This window comes from Rhizobium phaseoli (assembly GCF_001664385.1).
GTDB classification, from domain to species: domain Bacteria; phylum Pseudomonadota; class Alphaproteobacteria; order Rhizobiales; family Rhizobiaceae; genus Rhizobium; species Rhizobium phaseoli.
Window position 1 is genome coordinate 116,174 of record NZ_CP013536.1, and the last position, 12,796, is coordinate 128,969.

11 protein-coding genes are annotated in these 12,796 nt (G+C 60.4%); 8 read left to right on the top strand and 3 right to left on the bottom strand.

Annotation, left to right across the window (positions count from 1 at the left end):
• The first annotated feature begins 557 nt into the window (after positions 1–557).
• Positions 558–3,584 carry an alpha-mannosidase gene (locus tag AMC88_RS27805; RefSeq protein WP_064820392.1) on the top strand — a complete coding sequence of 1,009 codons (3,027 nt, stop codon included), beginning with the start codon at positions 558–560 and terminating at the stop codon, positions 3,582–3,584.
• A gap of 47 nt (positions 3,585–3,631) precedes the next feature.
• On the opposite strand, the gene AMC88_RS27810 is transcribed toward AMC88_RS27805, so the two are convergent.
• Complete coding sequence (locus AMC88_RS27810; RefSeq protein ID WP_170965662.1) at positions 3,632–4,549, bottom strand: LysR family transcriptional regulator; 918 nt, start codon at positions 4,547–4,549, stop codon at positions 3,632–3,634.
• Between the two features lie 120 nt (positions 4,550–4,669).
• Here AMC88_RS27810 and AMC88_RS27815 point away from each other — a divergent pair, with 120 nt between their 5' ends.
• On the top strand, positions 4,670–5,503 hold the full coding sequence (locus AMC88_RS27815) for an alpha/beta hydrolase (RefSeq protein WP_004669208.1): 834 nt from the start codon (positions 4,670–4,672) through the stop codon (positions 5,501–5,503).
• Between the two features lie 10 nt (positions 5,504–5,513).
• Here AMC88_RS27815 and AMC88_RS27820 read toward each other — a convergent pair whose 3' ends face one another.
• Positions 5,514–6,509: a LacI family DNA-binding transcriptional regulator gene (locus AMC88_RS27820; RefSeq protein ID WP_016735988.1), complete on the bottom strand. Its 996-nt coding sequence runs from the start codon at positions 6,507–6,509 to the stop codon at positions 5,514–5,516.
• A gap of 172 nt (positions 6,510–6,681) precedes the next feature.
• Here AMC88_RS27820 and AMC88_RS27825 point away from each other — a divergent pair, with 172 nt between their 5' ends.
• From AMC88_RS27825 to AMC88_RS27850, 6 genes are all read left to right on the top strand, one after another.
• Positions 6,682–7,629: a sugar ABC transporter substrate-binding protein gene (locus tag AMC88_RS27825; protein WP_004669204.1), complete on the top strand. Its 948-nt coding sequence runs from the start codon at positions 6,682–6,684 to the stop codon at positions 7,627–7,629.
• A 121-nt stretch (positions 7,630–7,750) separates the two neighbouring features.
• Positions 7,751–8,872 (top strand): ABC transporter permease, encoded by a 1,122-nt coding sequence (locus tag AMC88_RS27830; protein ID WP_004669202.1) that lies wholly within the window; start codon positions 7,751–7,753, stop codon positions 8,870–8,872.
• A 2-nt stretch (positions 8,873–8,874) separates the two neighbouring features.
• Positions 8,875–9,669 (top strand): ATP-binding cassette domain-containing protein, encoded by a 795-nt coding sequence (locus tag AMC88_RS27835; RefSeq protein WP_010009235.1) that lies wholly within the window; start codon positions 8,875–8,877, stop codon positions 9,667–9,669.
• A 75-nt stretch (positions 9,670–9,744) separates the two neighbouring features.
• Positions 9,745–10,548 carry a TIM barrel protein gene (locus AMC88_RS27840; protein WP_037146436.1) on the top strand — a complete coding sequence of 268 codons (804 nt, stop codon included), beginning with the start codon at positions 9,745–9,747 and terminating at the stop codon, positions 10,546–10,548.
• Positions 10,549–10,590: 42 nt separating this feature from the next.
• Positions 10,591–11,583 (top strand): inositol 2-dehydrogenase, encoded by a 993-nt coding sequence (iolG, locus tag AMC88_RS27845; protein WP_064820390.1) that lies wholly within the window; start codon positions 10,591–10,593, stop codon positions 11,581–11,583.
• A gap of 101 nt (positions 11,584–11,684) precedes the next feature.
• On the top strand, positions 11,685–11,987 hold the full coding sequence (locus AMC88_RS27850) for a MurR/RpiR family transcriptional regulator (protein WP_049772086.1): 303 nt from the start codon (positions 11,685–11,687) through the stop codon (positions 11,985–11,987).
• A gap of 86 nt (positions 11,988–12,073) precedes the next feature.
• Here the strand turns inward: AMC88_RS27850 and AMC88_RS27855 are convergent, their stop codons facing one another.
• The gene (locus AMC88_RS27855) at positions 12,074–12,730 is read right to left on the bottom strand and encodes a TetR/AcrR family transcriptional regulator (protein ID WP_064820389.1); all 657 of its coding nucleotides are present in this window, start codon (positions 12,728–12,730) and stop codon (positions 12,074–12,076) included.
• Between the last annotated feature and the right edge of the window lie 66 nt (positions 12,731–12,796).

Below are 12,796 nucleotides of genomic sequence, written 5' to 3' on the forward strand. Positions count from 1 at the left end.
TCAAAGCAAGTGATGTGCCAGATCGTAACTTGTTGATTTTACATGAGGCGGTGATTGCCATTTGCTTTCGAAATCGCCGACAAATGCATTTGCGCGAAAATTGTGCAGCCCTCGATAAATGGATTGTTTAATGGGCAGGTGGCCTCCGCCTTTGGAATGACTGCACATGCGCTCTCTTTCCCCGCCGCGGCAGCACGCTCCTCAAGTAGGTACCGGGGCCGCTGGTTCTGATCTGTTCAAGGCGATCAATTTGCCAGGCCAGCCGACCGGCGGTAGTGAACATGCTATGCAAGCCCTGTTTCTGAACCCGGCAGCGCACCTGGTCAAGAATTACCTTTGTTGCGCGGCAAGGCGGGCGATCTAGGCGGGACGGGCAGACAGGCGCTTGTTGGTGAGGGGCTGTTCACAACCTCTTTCACGCTTGACGGCAAATCAAAGTTACTTAATCTAAGCGTTAGGACCGGTTGGGAGGCGGGGCCGGTGCGATCTCTGTTGCACGATCTCCCAAAGCCAAGACTCCGGATGTTCCGCCGCCCATTTCTGAACAGGAATAGATCATGCCTCTGACCATTGCCCAACGCCTTGATCGCTTCAAAATCCGCATTGCGGAGCTCGCGCATTGGCGCAATCGGCAGATCAGCCCGATCGACGGCTGGACGTTCGACGGGGAGCCGATCGGCCAGCATCAGGATTGGCCCCATCGCCGGGGCGTGGTGCATTTTGCCGCAACTGCGGAAGCGCCTGCGGGCTGGCCGATCGAGGATATCCGCCTGCAGCTCGATCTCGGCGGCGAGAGCCTGATTACGCTGAGCTACCCGGATGGTCAGAGCGAGACATTCGGGCTCGACCCCTACCATCAAGAATTCCCGGTCAAGGGCCGGCGCTTTTCGATTGCGACGGAGAGCGTTGCGCGCTTTCCCTTCGGCGAGCCGAACCGGGCGCCGCGGCTCAACAAGGCCCGGCTGATCTGGCTCGACGGTCCGGCACATCGCCTGCATCTGCTGTTGATGCAGGTGGCCGAGGCGATCGACGTGCTCGGCGAACATGAAGTCGTGCCGCATCTGGTCGATGCCGGCGAACTGGCCCTGCGCAGCCTCGACTGGCCCTCGCATACGGCGGTCTACATCTCGCGCACCGCCGACGCCGTCATGCAGCAGAAGATCTGGGAATTGCCGCAGCTTGCGGAGAACCCGGCGGGCCTCTCCGACGAGCAGAGCGCTTCGGCGGCGTCCGCCTTCGAAGCGCTGACGGCGCGGCTGAAGGAATTGCAGAATCGCTTCCCGCCGAATGGCGAGTTGGTGCTGACCGGCCATGCGCATATCGATCTCGCCTGGCTCTGGCCCTACCGCGAGACGCGGCGGAAGATGCGGCGCACCTTCAACACGGCGCTGTCGCTGATGGAGCGTTCGGCCGATTTCCGCTTCAACCAGTCGACGGCGCATTATTACGCACAGATGGAAGAGGAGGATCCGGAGCTTCTCGTTCGCATCAAGCAAAAGGTCGCCGATGGAAAATGGGAAACTGTCGGCGGAATGTGGGTGGAGCCCGACACCAACATGCCCACAGGCGAAAGCCTTGTTCGCCAAGTTCTCTACGGCCAGCGCTATTTCGAAAAGACCTTCGGCACGCGCCACACCGTCTGCTGGCTGCCGGATTGCTTCGGCTTCTCCGGCGCCCTGCCGCAGATCCTGAAACAGGGTGGTATCGACAGCTTCTTCACCATCAAGGTCAATTGGAGCGAGACCAACCATATCCCCTCCGACCTCTTCTGGTGGAAGGGCCTCGACGGCAGCAAGGTTCTGACCCACACCTTCGACAATCCGATGCAGGGCTATAACGGCTTCGTACAGGCCGATTGCTACGTGCCGACCTGGAAGAATTTCCGCGGCAAGGTGCAGCATCACGCATCGCTTCTCGCCGTCGGCTATGGCGACGGCGGCGGCGGCGTGACGCCGGAAATGGTGGAGCGCGAAGTGCAGCTGCGCGACTTCCCGGCCATTCCGCAGGCGCGCTGGGGCACGGTCAAAAGCTTCTATGAAGAGGCGCACCGCACCGCATCGGAGAAGAACCTGCCCGTCTGGGATGGCGAGATCTATCTCGAACTGCACCGCGCGACGCTGACGACGCAAAGCGGCGTCAAGCGCAAGCACCGCCAGGCTGAGCGCGCGCTGATCACCGCCGAGACGCTGGCGTCGCTCGCCCATCTGCTCGGAGCTGAAAAACCTAAGAGCCTCGAAGCGGACTGGCGCGTGGTACTGAAGAACGAATTCCACGACATCCTGCCGGGTTCGAGCATTCGCGAGGTCTATCAGGATGCGGAACAGGAGCTCGACGGCGTGATCGGCAATGCCAAGTCTGAGCAGGCAAAGGCCCTGCAGGCGCTCTCGGCCAACCTGCCGAAGGGCGGCGTCGGCGATGCGCTCGTCGTCGTCAATCCGTCGCTTGCGCCGCGGCCCCTCAGCGCGAGGCTTGCCGACGGCACGGTCCTCTCGGCCGCCGACATCGTCGCGCCCCTGTCTGTTGCCGTCTTCGACAGGCAGGTGCTGCAGCCGGCGGGCGGTCTGAATGCAACATCGGACCGCCTCGAAAACGATCATCTCGCCGTTGTCATCGGCGAGGACGGCGCGGTTGCGAGCCTCGTCCACAAGGCGAGCGGCCGCGAAGCGGTCGACGGCTCCGCCAACCAGCTCTGGGTCTATCCGGCCGACAAGCCGCGCAACTGGGACGCCTGGGATATCGATGCCGATTATGCCGAAAAGGCCTTCCGTCTCGAAACGCCCGAAAGCATCAGCCTCGTCGAAAACGGCCCGCAACGCGCGGCGATCCGCGTCGTGCACCGCTACCGCAATTCGAGCGTCACCCAGACTTATGTGCTGACGGCGAACGCGAAGCGGCTCGATATCGAAACGACGATCGACTGGCACGACCGACGCACGCTGCTGCGCACCCTCAATCCTGTTGATGTCAGATCGCGCAAAGCAACGTTCGAATGCGCCTTCGGCATCGTCGAGCGGGCGACACACACCAACACCTCCTGGGAACAGGCGATGTTCGAGGCCGTCGCCCATCGCTTTGTCGATATCAGCGAGCCGGGCTTCGGCGTCGCGCTGCTCAACAATGCAAAATACGGTCATAGCGCCCGCGGCAATGTGATCGGCATGAGCCTGGTGCGCGGACCGGTCTATCCGGATCCGCTGGCCGATGAAGGCGAGCAGAGCTTTACCTATGCACTGATGCCTCATGACGGCGCCTGGCACGAGGGCGGCGTCCTCGAAGAGGCGATCGATCTCAACCAGCCGCTCCTTGCGCTTGAATCTCAAGGCCTCTCCACCGGCACTTTCGCGCCGCTCGCGATCAGTGGTGTGCCGGTTGCCCTCTCGGGCCTGAAACCGGCGGAAGAGGGGGATGGCCTGATACTGCGGCTCTACGAGCCCGCCGGCCGGCGCGGCCGCCTCTCTGTCACCCTGCCGTCCGGATGGTCGGTATCGCAGCCGCTCAACATTCTCGAAGAACCGATGGAGCGGACAGGTCCTGCCGACATCATGCCGTTTGAGATCAGGACCTGGAAGCTGCAAAGGGCCTGAGGTCCTTCGTTGCAGAAACGCTCCGCGGCTCTACATGGCGAGGCCACTCATTGTCCGAAGCGTGAAAATGGAGTGCCGAGCCGGCCGCCAAAATTCTCCACCACGAAATCCACGAAAGCCCGGATTTTGGGTGAAAGCTGGCGGTTCGACGGCCAGACGAGGGAGAGCGAACCGAAGGGCGCCATGAAGGCAGTGAGGACGGGGATCAGCGTGCCGGCCCGGATATGCGGCTCGGCGACATAGACGGGCAGATGCGCGAGGCCGAGCCCGTCTCTCGCCGCCCGCAGCCCGGCATCGGTGTTGTTGAATGTCAGGCTTCTCGGCAGAAGCAGCCGCTCGGAGGGCGGGCGGAACGCCCAGGGCGCGGTGCGGCCGGTGGATGGGTATTTGAAGTGAATGCAGGCGTGCCGCGAGAGATCGTCAGGCGTCTCCGGCCGACCGTGGCGGTCGAGATAGGCGGGACTCGCGCAGACGACGAAATGCTGCTCGCCGAGCGGACGGGCAATCAGCCGCGCATCGGCCAGTTCGCCGCTGCGCACGACCACATCGAGCCCCTCCGTAATGAGGTCGATGACCCTGTCTTCGAAATCGATGTCCAGTTCGATCTCGGGGAACCGCGCGGTGAAGCCCGGCAGGATTGGCATCAGCAGATGGTGGCCGACGATATGCGGAACGCTGACGCGCAGGCGCCCCCTCGGCCGGTCCCGGCCCTTTGACACGGCTGCTTCCGCGTCCCGCATGTCGTCAAGGACGCGTTTATAGTGCTCGTAGAGGACTGTCCCTTCCTCGGTCAGGCTGATGCTGCGCGTCGTGCGGTTGAAGAGCCGCACGCCGAGGCGGCTTTCCAGACGCGCCACCGCTTTGCCGATCGCCGAAGGCGAAACGCCGGCAAGGCGCGCGGCGGCGACATAGCTCTGCTGTTCGGCGGCATGAACGAAGGCGACGATGCTTGCGAGACTATCCACGGCCATATCCGATTGAGGATATTTTGTCCTTTGTGTAAGTCCATCTGCAGTGATTGATCAACATTGCGTAACAAATATCCTCTGTCTCGGATAGCTTGCCCAACTTGAGGAGCGAATGCCATGCGGGACTATGCCAAGGAATTGCCCGAGCACAGGGAAAAATTTATCGGAGAGAACGACCTTTTTCTTGAGATATTTCATGGGAACTGTGGCTCGCAAAAAGCCGGCCGGCCGCCGCTGCTGTTCGTCCATGGGGCCTTCACCGGCAGCTGGATGTGGAGCAAGTACATCCCGCATTTCATGGCCGCAGGATGGGACTCCTCCTGCATCAATCTGCGCGGTCACTACAAAAGCAGATCGGTCGATTTCACGCAGGTCGAATTCGAGGATTATCTCGAAGACATTCGAGAGGCGATCGCCGAAGTCGTCGATGAAAGCGGAAGCCCGCCTGTGGTGATCGGCTTCAGCATGGGCGGCATCCTCAGCCAGAAACTGGCGGAAAGCGTGGAGATCGCTGGGCTGGTGCTGATCGACTCCAGCATCTGCAGGCAAGTGCATGACGCGGTGCCCTATCAAGGTCGCGCGCCGCGGGCGCCCGGTCTCGTCGTGCCCGCGCCGGCGCGCGACGAGCAGTTCAGCGCCGATGAGACCTTCGAAGATCTCGCGTTCCAGCGGAAATACCTGTCCATGGAGTCCGGCAAGGCTTTCGGCGCCTTCTCCTTTCATTTCGGAGCGCAGGGAATTTCCGTCGACGGCCGAAGGATCACCTGTCCTAGCCTGGTCATCTCAGCCGTCGGAGATGAAGATGATGACCGGCGCGGCCGGGCGGCGGCGCGGCACATCGGCGGCGAATATCTGGGTCTTGCCGGCACGACGCATACGGGCTTGCTGGTCGGGCAACGATATCACGAGGCGGTCAGACGCATCTTGGACTGGCTGGCGCGCTTCCCCTGAAACCCGGCAATCAGGCGGATAGTCTGGGAACGAGATGACCTGGCAAGGTGACAGCTTCGACGGCACGGGCTCCGGTAATCATCTCCACTATCGTGTTAATCATCTCATAAGTGGGCTGCTCGTAAGTCGTCAGGCCATAGGTTGGCGTCGCGCCAAGCTCGATATTGTCAAAGCCGACCACCGCAAGGTCTTGCGGAACGCGGCAACCAAATTCGCTGCGGGCCGTATCCATGGCTCCTAACGCCAGAATATCATTTTCACACATCAAAACATCGACGCGCGAGGGAGGCGGGGTAGCGCTCAGATAGGCTCGCGCCGCTTCGGCGCCCGCGTCAGCACTATAACGGTCTGCATTCAGCTCTATGACGCTCTCGACACCCTTCCGCCGCCAGAAATTCGCATAGTGATGGCGCCTGCCGAGGGCCGTCGACAGGGTTCTTGCTCCCGTCATGAAGCCCGGACGGCGATAGCCTTTGTCAAACAGGTAATCGACCATTTGGCTGAGAGCGAGTTCAGCATTGCAGGCGATTGCGGGGACGCCAGGGATCTGGCTGTCTCTTGCGAGAACGAACATTGGCGGGAAGTCTGGGCCGAGCCGCCGATCTCCCAGCGTTTCCTCGCGAAAGGCCGTACCGAACAGGATCACGGCGTCGAATTGCCGTTGGTCGGCATTGATCAACGCGTGAACGTGATCGAAGTGCCGGTTGATGTTGATCAATACCGTCAACAGACCCTCCGCCTGCAGGCGCTCGGTGAGCATCTCCAAAACCGGAAGCTTGTGCGGATTGGCGAAGTCATCGACGAACACCGCGACCTGATGCGTGACGTTTGTGGCCAGGCTGCGGGCAAGCAGGTTCGGCGAGTAGTTCAGCGCCTCGGCGGCCTGAAGCACCTTTTGCCGGCTGGCCTCGGTGATGGATGCGCCAGGAGTAAACGCACGGATTACCGTCCATTTCGATACGCCGGCGGCTTCCGCCACCTCTTTCGCCGTTGCCCTTTTGCGCATGCCTTTCTCCTCACGATTGGAATGAATATTCCACAAAAAAATAAAAATGGAATGGATGCTTGATTTCTGTCGACAATAAAGTAATTTGGCGTCGCTTGCTACCGGTAGCAATGAGGTTGCAACCGGTAGCAAATGCGGTTCGCATGAGGCGGACTGTTTTTGGGAGGGTAAAATGAAATTAGGTTTGAAATCGCTTTTCGCAGGCGCCGCCGCTGTAGTTGCGCTCATGTGCTCTTCAGCAATTGTCAACGCAGCGGACATTCGCATCGTGGCCGTCACCCACGGTCAGGCAAATGACCCGTTCTGGTCCGTGGTCAAGAACGGCGTCAACGCAGCTGCGAAGGATATCGGCATCAGCGTCGACTATCGGGCGCCGGAAACATTCGACATGGTGTCGATGGGGCAGCTCATCGATGCTGCCATCAATCAGAAGCCCGACGGGCTTGTCGTCTCCATTCCGGACGCCTCGGCGCTCGGTCCGTCGATCAAGAAGGCCGTGGCCGCCGGCATTCCGGTTATATCGATCAACTCGGGATCCGATGTTTCGAAGGAATTGGGAGCGCTTCTGCATGTCGGCCAGGACGAATACACCGCGGGCAAGGCCGCCGGTGCGAAGCTGCATGAACTGGGCGGCAAGGAAGGCTTGTGCGTCAATCAGGAAGTCGGCAACGTCGCGCTCGATCTGCGCTGCAAGGGCTTTGCCGACGGTTTTGGCGGCAAGGTCACGGTTCTGCCCGTCAGCAACGACCCTGCCGACGTCCGGTCGAAGGTCAAAGCGGCGCTGAGTTCAAATGCCGCTGTCGATACCGTCATGGCGCTCGGCGCCGGCACCGCCGGTGAGCCGGCTCTGGCGGCTGTCGAGGATGTTGGAATGACCGGCAAGATTAATGTCGCGACCTTCGACCTTTCGGCAGATTTCCTGAAGGCCGTGGCCGACGGCAAGGCAGCCTTCGCGATCGATCAACAGCAGTTCCTGCAGGGTTACCTGCCGGTCGTATTCCTGGCCAACTACGCCAAATACGGGCTGATCCCAGGCGGCAACGTTCCGTCTGGGCCGAACTTGATCACCAAGGAAAAGGCTGCCCAGGTTGTGGATCTCTCCGCCAAGGGCATTCGCTGACCAGAATTGCCGGAAGGCATTCTCGAGAATCTCCTCCCCTCGAGGGGAGGGGGTTCGGTTGAAAGAGCGCTGCCGAGCAGCGCCGCCGCTACCTCAAAACAAAGATTACATCGGAGGAGTTATGGCTTCGCTTGAGCAGAACACGGCGGCTGCGCCGACGGTCGATGAGCGCGTCAAACAAGTGAGTTTTTTAACACATGTGATGCGGCGGCCGGAACTGGGTGCGGTCGCCGGCCTTGTCCTCGTCATCGTGTTTTTCTTTCTTACTGCAGATTCGACGATGTTCTCCCTTTCCGGCCTGATGACAATCATGGCGCCGGCATCGCAACTGGGAATCCTCGCCATAGCGGCGGCACTGCTCATGATCGGCGGAGAGTTCGATCTCTCGATCGGCTCGATGGTGGCTTTCGCAGGATTGATCTTCGGCGTCATCCTGACCAATTTCGGTCAACCCCTTTCGGTTGCCATCGTCATGACGATGCTGTTTGCGGCGTTCATGGGCGCGATCAATGGTCAGATCGTCATCCACACCCGCCTGCCGTCGTTCATCGTGACCCTAGCATTTTTGTTCATACTGCGCGGCTTGACCCTCGTCGGTCTGAAATGGGCCACCGGCGGCTCGACTCAGCTTCGCGGCATAGGCGATCATGTGAAGGACAGTCCGCTGCTCGGGCTCTTTTCCGGCGATGCGCTGAAGGGCCTATTCGTCTGGCTTGCAGATCACGATCTGATCGACAAGTTCCCCAATGGCCTGCCGAAGGTCACGGGCATCCCGGTGTCGGTCTTGTGGTTCGTCGTGCTTGCCCTGGCTGCAACCTGGGTCCTGCTGCGCACCCGCATGGGCAACTGGATCTTCGCGGCCGGTGGCGATCCGAATGCAGCAAGAAACTCAGGTGTCCCTGTCCATAGGGTGAAGACCGGCCTGTTCGCGCTGACGGCATGTGCCGCCGCGCTGGTCGCCATCATCACCGTGCTTGACGCCGGCTCGACCGACGCCCGACGGGGTTTTCAGAAGGAGTTCGAGGCGATCATCGCCGCCGTTATCGGCGGATGCCTGCTCACAGGCGGATACGGCTCGGCGATCGGCGCCTTCTTCGGAGCGATCATCTTCGGCTCGGTATCCATCGGCCTCACCTATACCAGGTTCGACTCCGACTGGTTCCAGGTCTTCCTCGGCTCGATGCTGCTGCTGGCTGTTCTCTTCAACAATTTCATCCGCCGCAAGGTTACCGGGGAGCGCTGATCATGCCAGACGTCAATAACCGAACGCCGATCATCGAAGTAACCGATATCGTCAAGCACTACGGCTCGGTGATCGCTCTCAACGGCGTGTCGATGCACGTGTCGGCCGGAGAGGTGCTTTGTCTTCTCGGAGACAATGGTGCGGGCAAATCCACCTTGATCAAGACGCTGTCCGGTGTCGTCCGTCCCAGCGGGGGTGTCTTCCTGGTCGACGGCAAGCCGGTCAATTTTCGCAGCCCGCGCGATGCCCTCGATGCGGGGATTGCGACGGTCTACCAGGACCTCGCAATGATTCCGCTGATGTCGATCACGCGCAATTTTTTCATGGGGCGGGAGCCACGCAAAGGCATCTTCCCATTCCGTCACTTCGACCTCGCGCACTGCAACGATGTCACGCGTGAAGAGATGCGCAAAATCGGCATCGATATCCGCGATCCCAATCAGGCGGTGGGCACTCTGTCGGGTGGTGAACGCCAATGCGTTGCAATCGCGCGCGCGGTCTATTTCGGTGCCAAGATCCTTATTCTCGATGAGCCCACCTCGGCGCTCGGCGTGGCGCAAACTTCGATGGTGTTGAAATACATCCACCAGGTCCGGCAGAACGGACTGGGGGTGATCTTCATTACCCACAATGTTCGGCACGCCTATGCGGTCGCGGACCGCTTCACCATCCTCAATCGCGGCCAGACGCTCGGCACTTTTGCCAAGGCGGATATCGCGATGGACGAGCTTCAGAACCTGATGGCGGGCGGCAAGGAACTGCAGCAACTGTCCGACGAGCTCGGCGGCACGATTTAGCCCTGCACATCCCGCGGCGCCCGATTGGTCTTTGTCAGGCTGCCGCATTCTCAATTATCAAACATGGAAATGGTCATGAACGACGGTCCGTCGAATACATCATCCCCCTTCACGCTCGCAGTCTGCGCCGAAATGGTCTTCAAGTCGCTTCCTGTTGTCGACAGGTTGAAGCGTATCAGTGAACTCGGCTTTCAGGCCGAAATCTGGGATTGGACAAAACACGACATCGCCGCGCTTGCGCGATCGGGAGCCATCTTTTCGTCAATGACGGGCTATGTGTCCGGCACACTTGCCGATGACGAGGGCGCGGATGAATTGCTGCGAACCGCGAAGTTATCGATCCCCGTCGCCCGACAGCTGAATTGCCCGCGTCTCAACCTGCATGGCACCGGTCTCGACGGCAACGGGCTGCCGGTCGTCAAGGCCGACCAGGTGACGGGTTCCATGTGGCTCAAGGCGCGCGATACGCTGAACCGTATCGCCGACCTCGGCGAGCAGGAGGGTGTTACCTTCGTGCTCGAAAACCTCAATCAGGCAGTCGATCATCCCAAGACCCCCTTTGCCAAGGCCGAGGATACGCTCGCCCTCGTCTCCTCCGTTAACCGGCCGGCGCTGAAGCTCAATCTCGACCTCTATCATGCCCAGATCGGCGAGGGGAACCTGATCGAGCTGTGCCGGCGTGCACTCCCATTTATCGGCGAGATCCAGGTGGCGGATGTTCCCGGTCGCATGGAACCGGGCACCGGAGAGATCAACTACAAGGCAATCGCCCGCGCGCTCAAGGACATGGGTTATCGCGGCACGATCGGCATGGAGGCTTGGGCCTCGGGTGATGACGAGACGGCGCTTGCCCGCTTCCGCGACGCCTTCACCGTTTGAAGATTTGGATAGTCAAGACTTACAGTTAATGGAGAGACATCAATGATCAGATTTGGAGTGATTGGCGCCGGCCGGATAGGCAAAGTGCATGCCACAACGATCGCGGCGAACCCCAATGCGAAACTTGCTTATGTGGCGGATGCCTTCAAGGCTTCAGCTGAAGAGCTTGCCGCGCGGACGGGCGCCGAGGTTGCCGAGGCGGAGGAAGTCATTAAGTCCCCGCACGTCGATGCGATCCTCATTGCGACGCCGACCCCGAGTCATGCCGATCTCATCGAGGCGGCGGCGCGCGCCGGCAAGGCCATTCTCTGCGAAAAGCCAGTATCCCTGTCGGTCGACCGCATCAATGCCTGCCTCGAGGTTGTCGAGAAAAACAGATCGACTTTGATGATTGGCTTCAATCGCCGCTTTGACCCGAACTTCGCGAGTGTGGAAGCGCGCCTGCGCCATGGCGATGTCGGTCCAATCGAAATCGTGACGATCACCAGCCGGGATCCAGCGCCGCCGCCTGCCGACTACGTCAAATCCTCCGGTGGTCTGTTCCGCGACATGATGATTCACGACTTCGACATGGCTCGCTTTCTCATGGGCGAGGAATTCGTGGTCGTGAACGCGCTCGGGTCATCTCTCGTCGACAAGGCAATCGGGGCCGAGGGCGATGTGGATACCGCCGCCGTGCAGATGCAGACGGCGTCAGGCCGCATTGCCGTGATCACCAATTCGCGCCGGGCGACCTATGGCTACGACCAGCGTATCGAAGTCCATGGAGCTGCCGGTATGCTTGCGGCGAAGAATATCCATGCGACGAGCGTCGAGCTTTCCAATGCAAACGGCGTCAGCGGCGATCCTGTTCAATATTTCTTTCTCGAACGCTATGCACAGGCTTACGCCAACGAGATCAACGCCTTCATCGAAGCGATCGACAGTGGCAACTCCTCGCCGAGGCCAGGGGGGCTCGATGGCCTTCAGGCTCAGAAATTGGCAGAGGCCGCCACTGTGAGCTGGCAGACAGGCAGGCCAGTTGCCGTCAATTGACGTCATGGCGATGCAGTCCGGTCCACACCGCTTGCTGCATCGCCCATCCCCTAAATGCGACGACTTATCCTTCGCGAAATGCATCTGCCACGGAGGCGCCAATGTCAGCCATGCGTCCTTTGAGAGATCAACGTCCTCAAAATTTTCAGGAACTGAAACAGTTCATCGCTGAGGGACGAATCTTCCTCCCGCACCAGGTGGAACAGGTGGCCAGGCGGATGCTTGAGCAGCCGGACATGATTGCTTTCGAGAGCGCTGCCGCAGTCGCAAAAAACTGCGGCGTTTCGCAAACAACAGTGATGCGACTGAGCAGCCTTCTCGGAATTGGATCGTACCGAGGGTTGAAGAAACTCTGTGCCAGCTATGTTCGAGAACGCTCCAAAGGCATATCGCACCCTCATTGAGTCCCTCCGCCGCCGTCGTGCAACAATTGATCCCGTGCCCTTCAACGGGAGAAGATGACGCCCGCGCCTCCGAACCGCTAGCCATTTCAACCCTCCAGACCGAGGCTCGTCTGCAGGCGGCTGATATAGGCTTCCAGGCCGCCGACCATATCGAAGCGATCGGGGTCACGCAGCCAGAGCATCTGCAGGCCGTCCATCACCGCGATCAGTTCGGCCGCCATCGCTTCGCCGTCAATGCCGGCATTGATCGAGCCGTCGGCGACAGCCCGCTCGAAGGTCGCGGCGATATGCTTCTGCATTTCCGCGGTGCGATCGAAAAACCACGCCTTGGCGGGGTGGTCCTTCATCAGGCTCTCGGCATTCAGGATGGCAAAGGCCCTGATGACCTCGATCATTCCGGCGTTGCGGCGGAAGATTTCGACCATGCCCCTGAGCAGGCCGCGAAGATCGGCGCGATAGTGGCCGATGAAATCGGCGCTATCGAGATCGCGCTTGGCAAGAATGGCGAGCAGCAGATCGACCTTGGTCGGGAAGTGATGCAGCAGGCCGGGCAGCGACAGGCCAACATCGCAGGCAATATCGCCGATCGCCGCGTTCTGATAGCCGTCTTCGGCAAAGCGCCGCATCGCCGCCGCGAGGATCTCCATGCGGCGTGTCTCCCCCTTGCGGGAGCGGCGGCGGCGCTTTTCCTCCGCGACATTCTGTTCCGACAATTCTGCCCTCGTTCCCCGGTACTTTCCCATCCTCTCCTTCCATACATCAGCTTTGCCCGATTGACATCTTAAAAATACCGAGTAATCGGTAGGTTT